Source organism: Rothia nasimurium (assembly GCF_035916755.1).
Classification (GTDB): domain Bacteria; phylum Actinomycetota; class Actinomycetes; order Actinomycetales; family Micrococcaceae; genus Rothia.
In genome coordinates this window covers 135738-150316 of sequence record NZ_JAYWIX010000008.1, presented here as the reverse complement: position 1 = coordinate 150316, position 14579 = coordinate 135738, and the positions used below count along the sequence as shown (strand labels likewise).

Below are 14579 nucleotides of genomic sequence, written 5' to 3'. Positions count from 1 at the left end.
ATGCCCCGCCCTCGTTTGTCGCCGGGTACTTACGGCAACATCTACAGCACCCAAAACCCCAACGGCACCTGGACAGCCAAAGCCCGCTTTCGTGACCTCGACGGCAAAACCCGCCTTATCGAGCGCACCGCTACCAGCAAAGCAAAGGCCGAGCTAAGGCTCAAAGAACACCTCACAGAGCGAGCCCACCAACACCAGAGCAGCGAACTCAAAGGCACCTCCCCCGTCTCAGTGCTGGCCGCCCAATGGTGGGAGCACTACGAAGAGCAAGGCAAAGGAGCCGTGCAGACCGTCCGCATGTACCAGGACGCCCTACGCCTGCACCTACTCCCCCGCCTCGGTGAGCTCACCCTCAACGAATGCACACCCGGACGCCTCACCCTGCATGTGAAAGGTATCGCCGCTGACCACGGCTACGCCTCAGCAAAGCGGGCGAAGTCTGTTCTCTCGAATATGTTCAAGTTCGCCGTGAGCCGGGACGCCGTGACTCGCAACCCGGTGCGAGATGTGCAGCTCCCTGCCCAGCCTAAGAGCCAGGTAAAGGCGCTCTCATACTTCGAGGCGGTCAAGCTCAGAGAGCAGCTTACAGACGATGTGCGGGCCGTCCTGGACGTCCTGCTGGGCACAGGGTGCCGTATTGGTGAAGTGCTGGCCCTGCGCTGGGAAGACCTGGATCTCAGGCCGGGACGTTCTAGCGTCTCAATCAACGGCACCCTAGTGCATGACGAGAACGGCAAATTGATTAGGCAGACTCACCCGAAGTCTAAGACCTCCGAGCAGCACCTCTTTTTGCCCGAGTTTGTCGCTGAAATGCTGCGTGACCGCAAAGAGAACCATCTACCCCCGCACGCCCGCTCGACGGCGTGGGCGGTGCCCTCTGCCTACGTCTTCCCCTCGACTATCGGCACAGCGTGGGAGCCGAATAACTTCCGCAAGAAGTGGCGGGCCCAGGTAGCTGCAGCTGGTTTCCCTGGCTTGAAGCCGCATGAGATCAGAAAGACGGTTGCAACCTATCTAGCGAATGCTGAGGGGATTAGCGCGGCGTCCTTGCAGCTGGGCCATTCGAGCGAGGCCATTACAGAGCAGCACTATGTTGCCCGTAGTCGTTTCGCGCCGGATATGTCGGGGCTGTTGCAGGCATTCGGCAACCCTGCTGTGGGTGCCTAGCGTTTTTGAAATCGTTGGGTATTCGTTGGGTGAGCCGTTTTTCTACCCGTTAAAAAGAATCCCGCCCCACTAGTTTTACCTAGTGAGGCGGGGTTTTTATGTGCGCCCTGTGGGGCTCGAACCCACGACCCACGGATTACAAGACCCAATCTTCAGTCAAGTCCTGCAAGCAACCGTACTGCTGAAAAAAATTATGCCCATAGTTACCTTCACCGGCGAGGAGAGATAATTCGCGGGCACATTGACTCCACTCAATCAGTCAAGGGCTTTAGCAGTAGCACGCTCACCCTCTTCAGGACACTGCCTCTCTTACCTGCACATCATACTGCCCCCAAACAAGGAAAAATCTCATGAAAAATACAACCTATACTCTCAGCACCCGCAAGCAGCCCCGCCATCACTACTCACCCATCGCTAGCTCTCCCAGCCATGAGGACCTTTATGAAGCAAAAATTCTTAGTTTATCTGGAGAGACTCTACATACTCTCTATTACTTAGCCCGCCCTGGCGAAAGCAATGCTCTCATAGCAAAGTTGGAGCAACTAGGCTATTCAGCACCTGAAGAGCTACTGCCACAAGAACAGCCCAATAGCTACCGCATCAGCAAGAGGTAATTTACAGCTAACTTTATAGACCTCATGAGCGCGTAGGAGCCTTTACTCACTGAAGCTTATGAGGCTTATTCATAAGGGTTGGTGAAACAAACCCACAGCGAAGCTGCTAGCTCGGCGGCTAGTGTGAATCGCCCAGTTAACGAAGCAAACCAGGCGAGAGGGACACAACGGGCATGAGTCTGCGGAACCCCTTATGAACAAGCCTCATACTCCCAAATAGCATGAGATCACATCGTAATAATTAGCCATAGAACATTCAAATATTTATAACACCTAAGATTTGTTTCTATTTATTGAATATCAAAGATAGCCCAATAGGCACACACAATACCTAGCAATAGCACCAGGGGTCATATGCAAAGACTGGCGCAACACCCCAAAGAGCGCAAGAAGGAAGACGGATGGAAGCAATCGCAACTAAACGCAAACACCATACCCACCCTTACCGTCTGTAAGTGAACGCATCAAGCATATACGCATAGTTTGAGAAGAAAACATAAGTGTGCCTATTATCAAATCAGTCAGGCAGCTGATGAATGGCTCAGCTCACTCAACACAGATGAAAGGTACAAGCCATGAGATTCTTCCATAAGGCGGGTGCTCTCGCCCTGATTGTCTCAGGAAGTATAGTTACAGCACCAGTAGCACAAGCAACCACCATAGAGAGCTCACACCAGAATACTGACCGGCTCATTCAGGAAATTCTCGACAGCTACACCCCTGTCTCGTCCATGGAAGGACAGAAAACCGCTTTCGACCTCGGCTCTCCAATTCAAGAGATAACACAGGTTGGGGATCCGACTGAAGTCCAAGCCCCTGATACCAACAACCATTCCATAGATAGTCTCATTCGATTCGATGAAGAAGATCAACAGATTTCAACAAAGATAGGTGATGTTGCCTCCATCACGACAGGAGCAACAGAAACTGGAGCGCAGAGCGTCATCACAATTGAGTCTTCAAGCGCGCCTAGCGAGTACGCCTTTGATCTCGCGCTACAAGATGGAACTTTCCTAGCGATGGATGAAGATGGCTCTGTTGACATCTCTAATGAAGACCAGCTAGTAATTGGGGAAGTTAAGAAGCCCTGGGCCTATGATGCTAACGGAAATCCCGTAAAGACTTGGTTTGAGATTGAAGATTCAACCCTGACTCAGCATATTGAGTTCTCTCATGATACGGCTTTCCCTGTTACAGCAGATCCTGAATGGTGGCAGACTACAGGAACCGCACTGGCTTGTTCAGGAGAGATTGCCCTTATCGCAATACCTGGCGCCAAACTTGCAGCTGCCATTTCAAAATCTGAGAGAGTCATTAAAAACTCGAAAAAGCTTACTGAAGCATACGAGAAGCTAGGTGGCAAGATGGATCAGGTTGTTGATAAAATTCGAAAATACTTCTTCTCTAAGCAAGAGATTGACGATGGCGCCGCGGCCGCAGTTGAAGAACTTCTTAAGTACGGAGGCGGGACACTTGCGAACGCTCTTGGAATTGGTTCATGCTATCAGCTTGGTGTAGAGTTCTTAGGCTGGCCGTCCCTAGGATAGGGTTATTATGCTAATTATTGAGCTCTTCATATACGCAGCTTCTTTTCTGCTTTCAACGCTCACTCTAACCTCCTATATTCTAAGGGATAAGGTGTCTCCCGAGCGTCAAAAGGTTATTATCAAGAATCTTCCCATAATGATTGTTGCCACTTGCGCTACCGTTTTCCTTTTCATTCCCAATCTATCGTTCATACAGGAGTTCATAGGAACTATACTATGGTTTATTTTGCCAGTAATTATTGTTTCAAGCTTTTTATCATTTAGGCAAATAAAAAATCTAGAATAATATTTGCATAATAAAATCTATTAATCAAATAAAATATGACAAAGAATCCTCAGGGATGGAGATGAAGCTCTTGTAGGTATTTTAGATATTGGCTCTTGCTAAGATTTAGGCGTTCAGTTCGCAGGATTCCCGGATATTTAATGATTCACCTCCTTACTATCGCAACATTCTCTATTTTTGTCTCATATTGCTGGGGATTTACAAGCTTTCCCGCAAAAAGAAAAGAAAATCAGCATACACTCCTAGCAATTTTCTTCACTCTGGGGCTAGGTATCATATCGTTCCGGTATCTACCTACCCTGCATATAGCATATAGTAGGTGAACCGTATCTTAAGTTTTTACTTTTCCTGGCTGTACCTGCTCTTGCCGGTGTAGCTACAAAGATTTGGTTCAACTCCCAGCTCACTGACGAGGCTCAGTGAAGTAAAGAGTGGCTCTCTCTGAAACTCAGAGAGAGCCACCTTCACTTTTCACAAGGAACACCCCGGGGGGGTGCCTCATAATAGTCTGCCCGCTTACCCCTTTACTCTGTCGCTACAGGTGTCAGTCCCACCTGCAGGTTATCCGTATAGGGGAAAAGAAAAGTATTCCCCTCCCCAGAATCCCCCACAAAAGCACCCGAGCAGGTCAGCAACCACACCAGCTCATCTGTCCCATACTTGGCCCATTCATCCGGCGTCACCTCAGCAGAGCCCCACAGACCTGGGTCAGTCTCAGTCAGCCCCTGCTCAATCGTGTCAATAACGGCTACCTGGTACTCACGGGTCACACCTGCCTCATCCGTGATATACACATGCGCGCACCTATCAATGTAATGAAGCAGACCCCACCCAGAGAGCCTATCGTCGGGATAATCCATGTTCACATGCCCAGCCAACACAGAGGCCTTACCTACCGTCCCCAACGGCGCCGATAGTACCGACCGCTCCCCGCCCGGAGCAGACGGAATACCATCAGAAAACAACCCATCCGTGAAATACCCCGTAGCATACCCACCAGCCCCATCCGACAAAGACGGCACCACCCACGAACCAGGCTCAGGGACCACCTCCCCCAGCGCCTCACCGGTACACTGCACAGGGGTAGGGGTCAGATTCTTTACCTGCGGAGCCGCCAGCGCACCAACGCCGTCCACCGGCTCAGCCATCAGTCCATAGGCAGGCTCATAATATTCCTGGCCGTTCCGCTCAAAGACTTCCCCACTGGCATCCGGGTGCCGTAGCTGATAGGGGGCATAGACCTGCCCATCCTTGATAACCCAGCCCGAGAAGAACCCACCGGCCAACGCAGTGCCCACCACCAGCACTAGGGCAGCCAGCAGCGCAGCTAGTACCGCCCGCGCTTTCCGCCCAGTACCTACCATTGCCGTCATCGTCTTCTTCTGTGTCATTGTTCTTATTCCCCCTTTTTTACCTTGCTCCTAGGTCTTCGCCCCTTAAGGAAGAGAGGGGGCGGTGAACCCTGAAACGAGTTCACCGCCCCCCCCTATCAAAGGCCAGCGAAGCACCAGAACCTACAACCTCCCTACCCCTAGGCTCTCACCCCCTTTAGGTATCTATCGTGGGCACAATCCCTCAATAACTCATTACCACATGTATAGACAAGAATGGGTTTATACCAAGACACCCAGGGGGGGAAGAGAGCAGGGGTAGGAGAGCTGGTCTATGTTGTGCTTCACTGGCACACTCACAGGGTGCTAGCTGTTCTTCTTCCGAGCCCCGGCAACAAGTGCCCAAGCACCAGCACCGACCAGACCCGCAAGCAGCACACCGCCAGCAGTCAACAACCCAGCCACCGGCACACCGGCAACACGAGCCTCGCCACCGGTCTTAGCGCCCTCACCCTTGATAACAGGGGCGGCAGGCTCAGGGGTGACAGGAACAGGCGGCACCGAAGCCGGGTCCTCAGGAACAACAGGCGGTACAGAAGGCTCAGGGGTGAAAGTCTTCACCGTGTTAGAGACCAGCTTCTCACCGTTGTAGTTCTCCACAAAGGTATTCAGTACCTCACCAACACCGATACGCTGCACCTGCATAAAGACAGTGAAACCCTGCTCAGTGCCACGGTTAGCCTCAGACGACATCAGCTTCAGGAAAGCCTCAGTAGCTTCGTAGGTGACCTTACCGTCCCGGTGCACCTGAGTGAAGTACTCAGTAATATCGCTACCGGCGCTCACGGTCTTACCGTCAGCATCTACGAAGTTGCGGGTGTTCTGCACCAGGAAGTTACCCTCATAGGCATCCTTGGTTTCATCATAATCATCAGTGATACTCCAGGACTCAGAGTGACCGGCGCGCTCAGCAGGCAAAGTTGAAGAGTTCAGCTGGTAATTGAAAACAGTATTCAGGGCAATCTCAGCCCCGTCAATGCTGTCCTTATCGCCAACATTGATGACAACGTCCTTGGTGGGGTTGATTTCCTTGAGCTTATTGGCCACAGTCTCAGTCTGAGTACGGGCCCCGTTAGTCACCTGCCAGGCAGTATTGAGAATATCCCCATCAGTATTAGCGGTCACGGTATAGGGCAGTACGTGAATGTACTTGAACCCCATGGGCAGAACGACTTTCTGCTCCTCGCCCTCACCTTCGGTCTTCATCATGGAGGAAATACCGACAGCCCCGCCGTTGGTCAAGCCCTCGACCTCACCGTTAGTGACAGTGTAGGAGTCGGTCACGTCCTTAGCCGTTGCCAGCTTCACAGCAGCTGATACCGCCTCGGGGGTGGAGGTGTCGGTGTCGCCGGGAACCTGGTAGACACGCACCGCAGAGGCATCAATATCACCGTAGCGCTCATCGAAGTCATCAACCATGCCCGAGACCTTCACCGGTGAGGTGGTGTCCACCAGGTCGGTGGTGTCTTCTACCAGCTTGTAGGAGATGGTGTCCCCTACCGTCACGGTCTTACCGTCAATGTTAGACCCATCGGTCGCTGAGGTATCGACCTTTGAGGGGGTGATGGCCGGCTCATGGTAGGTCTTATCCGTGGTGTACTGCAGCTCGTCATTGACGATAGCGAAACCAGCATCCATGAGGGTATCGGCAACACCGTCAAAGAGGGAAGTCTGGTTCACATGCAGGGTGTACACATGGTTGAGCTGCAAGCCTGCGGGGTTCTTGGCGGTCGCTAGAATCTGGTGCCCGGCCTTACCGTTGTGGACGCCATCCTCAGCGGTGATAGTAAAGAGCTCAGTGACGTCCGCTCCGGTCTCGTCAGTGACCTTGACCTGGCTCATATCTACGCTCACAGGCATGCGGCCGTCCTCGGTGAAGTAGATATGATCCCCCAGGATGAAGGACTCAGGAGCCTTATAGCCGGTGGCGTAAGAAACAGTCTGGGTGGTGGTTTCCCCAGCAATGACTTTCTTACCCTCATCGGCAGCGACCTTATCGACCACAGGGATAGGAGCAGAAAGCTTGGTGAGCTGATAAGAGACTGAGGGAACCTCAGGGGCATCATAAACCGGGGCAGGAGCATATTCAGGCTCCTTAGGTTCAACCGGGGCAACCGGCTCACTGGCAGTAGGAGCAACCGTATTAGCAGAAAGCATCAGGTGGTTATACCAAGCCCAATAATTCTCATCCGGCAAGGGGTCAGTTCCCTCAGTGACACCCGAGGTACCCACGTTAAAGGACATACCAGAAGAACCCAGGAAGGTCACGCCCAGCAGGGACAGGGCTTCATCGCTTTCATCTGAGATGCCATGAGGTTGCCCGGCTACCAGGCGGAAACCGGTGTCAGTAATCTGTGAGGCCTTACCGTAGACAGGCTCAACAGACTTAGAGACCCAAGAACCCTGATTCAAGAAGGTCGCTTTGATTTTAGCTTCAGGGTCAATGATGGGTGAGGCAAATTCTGCGCGCAGCCCCTGATTATTCAGAGAGCCGGCAGTCTGGTAAAAGTCCTTATCGTATTCTGCTCCGGTGGCATCATCAAAGTACTGGACTGTTACGGTACCACCGGCAACCAGCCACATGGCAATGGAGTCAGAGTAGTTGGAGTAGACGGCAATTTCTGCTGGGCGGTTGGTGCCAGCAAGTCCGTCGGTGGAGGCGGTGATGATATTAGAGAAGGTCAGTTTGGCATCTAGCTGGCGTCCGTCGCTGGTGGTCACGGCCTTATCCCAGGTTGCTGAGAAGTTCATCCCGTCGTGGGCTGAGACGACTTTGACGACATCGGAGTTGTAGATGTAGTCGGTGTTGGTGGGGTTATCAGCGGTGAACTCGCGGGTAATGGTGGCCCCATCAATGGCTACCAAGGAGTTGCGGTTTTCGTTGATGCTGATGGTCTGAGCGTAGGCCAGGGTTTCGGGGGTCAGGGCTACGGTGGGGTCTGCGTCGGTGATTTGGGCTGCTACGAGCTCATCGTAGGTTGCTTTGGCTTTATCGTATTCGGCTTTGGCTTGCTGGTAGGTAGCTAGTTTGGCCTCGTAGTCGGCTTTGAGTTCTGCGTTGTGTTTGTCGGTGGCTTCTTTTTCGGTTTCGTAGGCTGCTTTGGCAGCTGCTACATCCTTTTTGTACTGGGTGGTTTTCGTGGTGAGCTCGGCAATCTTGGCCTGGTACTCGGTGGTGATGGTGTCGAGGACTGCTTGGACTTCGGTGGTGGTGCCGGTGGTGATGGTCTTGGTTTGTTCTTCGGTGATGGTCAGCCCGGCTGCGCGGGCTTCTTCGACTGCTGCCAGCAGGGCGGTGTTATCGACCGGTACTTCGCGGGTGGTGCTCTGGGCCTCGGATGCGGAGATGACCGAGCCAAATGAGCCAGTATCAACCGCGTCGGCTGCGGGCATGGAGGCGAAGATGGAGGAAGCGACTAGGCCAGTGGCGCACAGGGCTCCGGTCTTGGTGGCTAGGACCTTGAAGGGTGCGTGTGACATGGGAGGGTGTCCTTTCTGGTGATTTCAATTGGTGTGTGGTGGTGCAGGCGAGAGGCCCTGCTCCAGGGTTTCGGGGTTCCCTGGGGCAGGGGTCTTACACTCGCACCTTTGAGGAAAGAAGAATCTCTTACTTTCTCCTGGGATGTTGGGCTGGATGCACGGTACTTGCCCCACCCAACACACCCAATTATATATAATTAATCCAATTAATTATGATTTAACGAAACATTTGGGCGACAGAAAGTTGCCTGCCCTAGCGAGAAACATATTTTAGGAGGACATGAACCGTTGCACATCAGAGTGCAGGAAGGACATCAGAAGCCCAGCTGCTTCTAATAACTCCTTATCGTTCAGGCCATCTAGGTATTGCCCCCTCGATGACCCAAAGACCTCCTCAAAGGTCAGATACCCAGCTGCCACGAGTCCGGGCAGCGGGGAGATATCAAGAATAGTACTGATTTTCATGATTCGATGAACAGGCATGGAATTACTCAGCATATGATGCGAGAAATTCGAAGGCTGCATCCCCAGGTGCTGCGCAAGCACTTTTTGAGCCAAACCTCTTTGGTTGACATGCACCCACTGTTTCAAAGCAGCTTCTGGCGCGTCGAAAGGAGTAGCAGGTAAGGCTTTCCCCTGACGGATAAAGCTCTGATGGATTACCTCTAACACTGAATACAGGGGAGCGATATCGCTGAGAGCTAGGTCGTATTTCTGCAAAGTTTCGTAGCCTTCAAAAGTTGCAAGCTGGCGGATCGGGTTAGCACCGTAGGCCCGTGAGATAGCGATGACGGTTTTAGGCGTAATCCGGTTGCCGCTACGTTGCTCTGAGACTGTTGAGAGGCCAAGGCCTGCTTTGGTACAGATTTCTTGCAAGGTGGCGTCGATACCGAGGGCCTCTAGCCATTGGTTAAAAGCTGGGGCTTGAATATTCATGGGAAAAGCTCTCTGGGGATAGGGGTCACAGGCTCTTTCGATTTTACTTCTACTCTTTGAAGGAGCCTCTTATATGGAGACGCTATGGAACCAGCACATTACTGGGTATGCTACTTGGCTGACAGGAGCAGGACGTACCGAACGCACTATTCAGACTAGGATTTACTGGGTTAGCCGGTTAGCTGATACCTACCCCGAGCAGGCACCTGAAGTTCTTACTCCAGCTCAGCTTGCATCGTGGGTAGCTAACCCTAATTGGGGATCTGCTACCAAAAAGTCAGCTCTCGCTTCTGTACGGGGCCTTTACCATTACCTTAAGGCTATAGAGGCTATTTCCAAGGCACCCACAGATAACCTGTTGTCTGTTTCAGTTCCCAGGAAGCTGTTACCCCCGGCCCCTTATTCTATCTTTGCTCAAGCGGTGCAAGCATCTCCAACTGAGGAAGTTCGGCTTATGCTTTTATTGGCCGGGCTTGCTGGGCTAAGGCGTACGGAGATAGCTTCCCTGCATACCAGCGATTTCCACGGCTCCTATCTGAGTATCACCGGGAAGGGCGGGCATGTTCGCATCATTCCAGCACACCCTGACCTCCAAGCACTACTCAGGCTAAAAACTCATGGCTACTACTTCCCAGGGCGATTCTCAGGACACCGCACCCATGACTATGTAGGGCGCAAAATATCTGCCGCCCTAGGCAAGGGGTACACTCCACATAGTCTGCGCCGTCTCTTTGCCACTGAAGTTTATCGGCGAACTAAAGACATCAAGGTTGTTCAGCAGCTTCTTGGGCACGCTGACATTAGCACTACCCAGCAATACGTCGGCTACTTCGAGCAGGACCTGTGGGATGCAGTAGCTGCCCTTCCTAGCCTTCATAAAACCCCATAGAACAGAACAGCACTGAATAGAACACAATTGTTTTGTTTGATTGTGTTCTGTTCAGTGGTGTTTCTGCTGGTCAGAAAAAAGTTTAAAAAAATTTCCCCATTCTGTTCTCCAAACGGCCCCTTCGCTCATATACATCTGTGAGACCACAAATCACGTACACCGCAAGGACGCCCCTATGACAGATAAGGACCCTCTACTCTGCTCCCTGTGTTACAGCTCCTTCAAAGATTCTCCCAGCACAGAGAAAGTACCGCTTAATAAACGGACGCTCACCCTATGCGCCACATGCAGCAACCAGGCAGACCAAATCTCCCAGAACACCGGAGCCTCCCGGCAAGCAGCCATCGCATACATGCTGGAGCTTATATTCTCAGCTCTCACGTCATCACCACCGCCGAAATTGCACCGGGGAGCGAACGGCTCAGAGAAAAAAATTATCCGACCTAACACCTTTGGCTCATGAACTCACAACAAAAAACCGGTGGCGCTCTCCTAGCAACAGGAAGCCTCATCGTTGGTATCGCAATTTCTGGTCCCGTTATGCTCGGTCAACTTGCCGGTACGACATTCATAACAAATACCGCTTGCACCTCCGCCGTCACAGATTCGGCCCAGAACGAGCAGAGCTCCGCATCTGCCATCAACGTCCCCGAAGAGTACAAAGAACCTCTCAAAAAAGCAGCTGAAGATTCAGGTATCCCCGAAGAGATTCTGGCAGCACAAATCAAGCAGGAATCAAATTTCAACGCCCAAGCTGTCTCACCGGTTGGTGCGAAAGGCCCAGCACAGTTCATGCCTGCTACCTGGGAGGCCTACGGCAACGGTGGGGATATCACTAACGTCAGCGATGCTGTAGCAGCTATGGGTCGCTACATGAAAGACCTCAAAGGAATGGTCGAAAAGTACGCTGGGGAAGACCCTACCAAGCTGATTCAACTCACTCTTGCTGCCTATAATGCAGGCCCCGGTAACGTCGAAAAATACTCCGGCATCCCACCATTTACCGAGACCCAACACTATATCGAAGTTATTACCGCCGAGGCTCAGGTGGAATACTCATCGACCTGTAGTTCCGTCGCAGTTGCTTGGGACGGCGACTTAGGAGATGGAGAGTGGACGTCCCCGCTACCAAACTCAACTATGAGTTCTGGCTATGGCCCCCGGTCGGTGCCAGGTTTGCCTGCCTGGGCGCAACAGCACGTCGGCATCGACTTGCTCACCGGCTCTGGTTTCTCCCCTGGCGGTCCTGTTGTAGCACCGACTGACCTAGATATCACAGGCTACTTTCAGCCCGATCATTGCGTTCTTGCTACTGCTAAAGATGGCTCAGACCTACGGATGGCTTTCTGCCACCTTCATGAATCCTCGGTTGAGCCCGGTCAAGAGGTCAAGAAAGGCGACATTCTGGGGATTGAAGGGAACTACGGCGAATCTGTAGCAACGGTCTTCATCACCCATCTGCACTATGAAATTTACAAGCCCGGTGAGCCTTTGACAGGTGAAAACTATAACCCCTACAACGGACAGACCCTTAACCCAGAACCCATATTGAAGGAGAAAGGCGCATGGAACTTCTAAAGCCCCGTGCATTTGCGTTTAGCCTTATCGCTTTAGCTTCTCTGACAGCTTGTGCGTCATCAGAGAAGCCAGCTACGCCTGTATCAGCGCCCCAGGTTAGTACCGCTGCTTCTGACAGTTCAGCAAGTCCTACTTCGCTGAAAACTCCAGGCAGTAACTATCCCCTAGCTGATGGCACTTGTGTCAATCCTGACTCAGTTTCTCGATATTCGGCTGAGTCAGTAGGCCGCGCATTTATCGGTATCTCCTACTGCTGGGATTCTACGATCGATGCCGGTATGCAATCAGGTACAGAGCGTGCCCGGCCTCTCATGAGTGAGCAGTGGGCTCAGGCAGTGTTAGAGGGGGACCAGAGCCAGCGCAGAAATACCTTGCAGTACCAGTTCACTAAAGCATCTGAGCATCAGGCCTACACCAAATTACGGATTTACCGTACGTCCTCTCACCTGGACGGGCACTCTCATATCCAGGAAACACCCAGCGGAACTCAGGGTGAAGCCACAAGCCAGGAGAGCAGTAGCGCTCCGGTCCTTAGCGAAGAAGGCTACGAAACAGCAACTGTTGGGTACACCGTCTACTGGGATTGGGTAGGGCGTGACGGGGTAAACCTTCCCGGAGGAAAAGCTCAGGTCATGGTTTACCTCGAAAAACGTGATGATGGTTGGACAGTCGTAGGCGCTGTACCCACAATCTTTGAAGAAAGCTAATCGAAGATGACCGAAGCAAAAATTATCCTTGATCTCTACCTGAACGAAGGTCAAGTAGAGGTAACTGCACCGAGCGGACACAGCGTAACCGCTCTTCTTCCTCCTGGGGCGGATGCAAAAACTCTCAATGAACTTGGTTCATCTGTGTGCTCTGAGCTTGCACAGGAACTAGGTGTTCTCGAACCCCTGGTTCATGTCCATGCTGATGGAGAAATTTTCCCTATGCAGCTATCAGCATCCGGGAAGTTACAAGAAGTTTTAGAATCCCCAGCAGTCCCTGAAGCAGGTTTTTTCCCAGCTATCTACGATGACCCTGAAGAAGTTGATGTGAGCGTTGAAATGCTCCTTGAAGAGGAAGAGGAAGAGGAAGAGGAAGAGGAACCAGCAAAAGTACAACCGTCCCGTCGCAACTTCTTAATCGGCGCTGGCGTGGCAACGGTAGGCGTTGGTCTAGGTGCCCTTGGAGTAGCATCCTTATTTATCAAAAATGATGATGCTGAGTCTGAGCTTCCGGTTCCTTTGGAAGTAGACTCTCTTTCTTCAAGCTACGAAGGCGCTGTTCCCTCCGGGTACAGTGACCAACTGGCTTTTACCCTCGAAACAACTAATACCGTACCCGTGGTAACCCATGATTATCTCGTGGTCGTTCAAGAGAGATCTTTAGTGGCGTACGACCGTAGCGGTAAGCAAGTTACTGAAGTTCCTCTAGAAACCTCTGTAGGGACTTTGTACGCAGCTACAGGCTTAGGTCCAAATTGGATTAGTGCTGTGGGAGAAGAAGCAACCTATACCGCTGATATGGCTCAAGGCAAGATTTACCGGTACGTGCCCTCACCTACCCACCATTTATCAGGGGTTCCCATCTGGCAAGAAGGACTGGCTCTTAAGGTTCCTACTGTCAGCGGAGAACTTAAAGATGAGCAACTACCTGAAAATACCCACGTAGCAACAATTGTTTCCGGCCAGCTTTGGGCAATCGGTAAGGAAGAAGCAACTATACATAAAGTCAGCGGGGGCACTCCCGTGCAGATAGCGCCCCCAGATACAAGTGCTACCTATCAAGGTCTATTGGCATCGACGAACGAACATCTTGTTCTGAGGTATGCCAAAGACCAAGCTCTCGTTATGGAGTTTGCCGACATTACCGATGATGCGGTTAGCAACCTTCGGAGCCTGACTACGGAGGAAAGTAACTCTCCAATAATCAGTGACCCAGTGCGGGACACCGTATACGCCCATAAAGTGCTTGCAGATTTATCTACAGGTAAGGCAATGAAGGTAGGTACTCAAGGGCGGTACAGCGCGGGGTTTTTCTTCTCCACATCTTCAGGTAAAAGAATTAGCCCGGACGGGCACCTAGAACCTTGGGGGCAAGAAGAACCTATTATTGCTGACCGTTTCGATAACGGGCCTGCCATTATTTTTCAAACAACAGAAGAACAAGGGAGGGTCTATGCGTTTGCGCCAAAATAATGAGTCTACAGGGGTAGCTCTCATGCAAAAACCAGAACGGCCCGTCAATCCTTTTGCGTTGCCGCCAGAGCCTACGCAAAAAGATAGCGTCTATATTTGCGGGGTCACCCCTGAGAGCGGGGCCAGCACGTGGGCAACTATTTTAGGTTTTCCGGAGATTACCTCAGCGGAGTTAACAGATCAGAGTGTTCTCTTTGTTGTGCGCTCAACCGTTAAGTCGCTTAAAGCAACACTCGGACTTATTGCTGAGCTTCGGTCTAAGCAGGTTGCTTTGCTGGGGATCTTGGTAGTTCCAGATGCTCCACGGGCTTACCCCAAGCCGGTCAAGAACTTGCTCACTATTCTTTCGGGCCCTAACTCTGTTATTGAAATCCCCTGGGTAGAAGATTTCAGAGCTATTGATTTCACCCAAGACCTCTTGGAGAACAAAGGACCCAAGAAAGCTGTGACAAAAGTACGAGAAACCATCGAAAAACGTATCTTTGTCTCACTCTAACCCCTAACCACACAT

At 51.9% G+C, this 14579-nt stretch carries 11 protein-coding genes; 8 read left to right on the top strand and 3 right to left on the bottom strand.

The window, feature by feature from the left end; genetic code table 11:
* The 3 genes from VSX42_RS10015 (at position 1) to VSX42_RS10005 (ending at position 3328) form a co-directional block, all read left to right on the top strand.
* Complete coding sequence (locus VSX42_RS10015) at positions 1-1167, top strand: site-specific integrase (protein WP_326504145.1); 1167 nt, start codon at positions 1-3, stop codon at positions 1165-1167.
* Between the two features lie 350 nt (positions 1168-1517).
* On the top strand, positions 1518-1781 hold the full coding sequence (locus VSX42_RS10010) for a hypothetical protein (protein ID WP_326504144.1): 264 nt from the start codon (positions 1518-1520) through the stop codon (positions 1779-1781).
* Between the two features lie 575 nt (positions 1782-2356).
* Positions 2357-3328 carry a hypothetical protein gene (locus tag VSX42_RS10005; RefSeq protein WP_326504143.1) on the top strand — a complete coding sequence of 324 codons (972 nt, stop codon included), beginning with the start codon at positions 2357-2359 and terminating at the stop codon, positions 3326-3328.
* A gap of 810 nt (positions 3329-4138) precedes the next feature.
* On the opposite strand, the gene VSX42_RS10000 is transcribed toward VSX42_RS10005, so the two are convergent.
* The 3 genes from VSX42_RS10000 to VSX42_RS09990 form a co-directional block, all read right to left on the bottom strand.
* On the bottom strand, positions 4139-5005 hold the full coding sequence (locus tag VSX42_RS10000) for a hypothetical protein (RefSeq protein WP_326504142.1): 867 nt from the start codon (positions 5003-5005) through the stop codon (positions 4139-4141).
* 306 nt (positions 5006-5311) lie between these two features.
* A complete protein-coding gene (locus tag VSX42_RS09995; protein WP_326504141.1) occupies positions 5312-8485 on the bottom strand; it encodes an LPXTG cell wall anchor domain-containing protein in 3174 nt (1057 codons plus the stop codon).
* Between the two features lie 270 nt (positions 8486-8755).
* Positions 8756-9421: a hypothetical protein gene (locus VSX42_RS09990; RefSeq protein WP_326504140.1), complete on the bottom strand. Its 666-nt coding sequence runs from the start codon at positions 9419-9421 to the stop codon at positions 8756-8758.
* 73 nt (positions 9422-9494) lie between these two features.
* Here VSX42_RS09990 and VSX42_RS11005 point away from each other — a divergent pair, with 73 nt between their 5' ends.
* The 5 genes from VSX42_RS11005 (at position 9495) to VSX42_RS09970 (ending at position 14564) form a co-directional block, all read left to right on the top strand.
* Complete coding sequence (locus VSX42_RS11005; RefSeq protein WP_418950791.1) at positions 9495-10310, top strand: tyrosine-type recombinase/integrase; 816 nt, start codon at positions 9495-9497, stop codon at positions 10308-10310.
* A gap of 459 nt (positions 10311-10769) precedes the next feature.
* Positions 10770-11888, top strand: a complete 1119-nt coding sequence (locus VSX42_RS09985) for a transglycosylase SLT domain-containing protein (protein WP_326504139.1) — start codon at positions 10770-10772, stop codon at positions 11886-11888.
* Positions 11876-12595, top strand: coding sequence for a hypothetical protein (locus VSX42_RS09980; RefSeq protein WP_326504138.1), 720 nt, complete (start codon positions 11876-11878; stop codon positions 12593-12595). Before VSX42_RS09985 ends, VSX42_RS09980 begins: the two co-directional genes overlap by 13 nt.
* Positions 12596-12601: 6 nt before the next feature.
* Positions 12602-14068 carry a hypothetical protein gene (locus tag VSX42_RS09975; protein WP_326504137.1) on the top strand — a complete coding sequence of 489 codons (1467 nt, stop codon included), beginning with the start codon at positions 12602-12604 and terminating at the stop codon, positions 14066-14068.
* On the top strand, positions 14049-14564 hold the full coding sequence (locus tag VSX42_RS09970; RefSeq protein ID WP_326504136.1) for a hypothetical protein: 516 nt from the start codon (positions 14049-14051) through the stop codon (positions 14562-14564). The genes VSX42_RS09975 and VSX42_RS09970 overlap by 20 nt, the downstream gene beginning before the upstream one ends.
* The last annotated feature ends 15 nt before the right edge of the window (positions 14565-14579 follow it).

Bases quoted from the DNA above. Each gene is read 5' to 3' on its own strand.
- VSX42_RS10015 (WP_326504145.1), top strand. From the start codon at position 1: ATGCCCCGCCCTCGTTTGTCGCCGGGTACTTACGGCAACATCTACAGC.
- VSX42_RS10010 (WP_326504144.1), top strand. From the start codon at position 1,518: ATGAAAAATACAACCTATACTCTCAGCACCCGCAAGCAGCCCCGCCAT.
- VSX42_RS10005 (WP_326504143.1), top strand. From the start codon at position 2,357: ATGAGATTCTTCCATAAGGCGGGTGCTCTCGCCCTGATTGTCTCAGGA.
- VSX42_RS10000 (WP_326504142.1), bottom strand. From the start codon at position 5,005: ATGACACAGAAGAAGACGATGACGGCAATGGTAGGTACTGGGCGGAAA.
- VSX42_RS09995 (WP_326504141.1), bottom strand. From the start codon at position 8,485: ATGTCACACGCACCCTTCAAGGTCCTAGCCACCAAGACCGGAGCCCTG.
- VSX42_RS09990 (WP_326504140.1), bottom strand. From the start codon at position 9,421: ATGAATATTCAAGCCCCAGCTTTTAACCAATGGCTAGAGGCCCTCGGT.
- VSX42_RS11005 (WP_418950791.1), top strand. From the start codon at position 9,495: ATGGAGACGCTATGGAACCAGCACATTACTGGGTATGCTACTTGGCTG.
- VSX42_RS09985 (WP_326504139.1), top strand. From the start codon at position 10,770: ATGAACTCACAACAAAAAACCGGTGGCGCTCTCCTAGCAACAGGAAGC.
- VSX42_RS09980 (WP_326504138.1), top strand. From the start codon at position 11,876: ATGGAACTTCTAAAGCCCCGTGCATTTGCGTTTAGCCTTATCGCTTTA.
- VSX42_RS09975 (WP_326504137.1), top strand. From the start codon at position 12,602: ATGACCGAAGCAAAAATTATCCTTGATCTCTACCTGAACGAAGGTCAA.
- VSX42_RS09970 (WP_326504136.1), top strand. From the start codon at position 14,049: ATGCGTTTGCGCCAAAATAATGAGTCTACAGGGGTAGCTCTCATGCAA.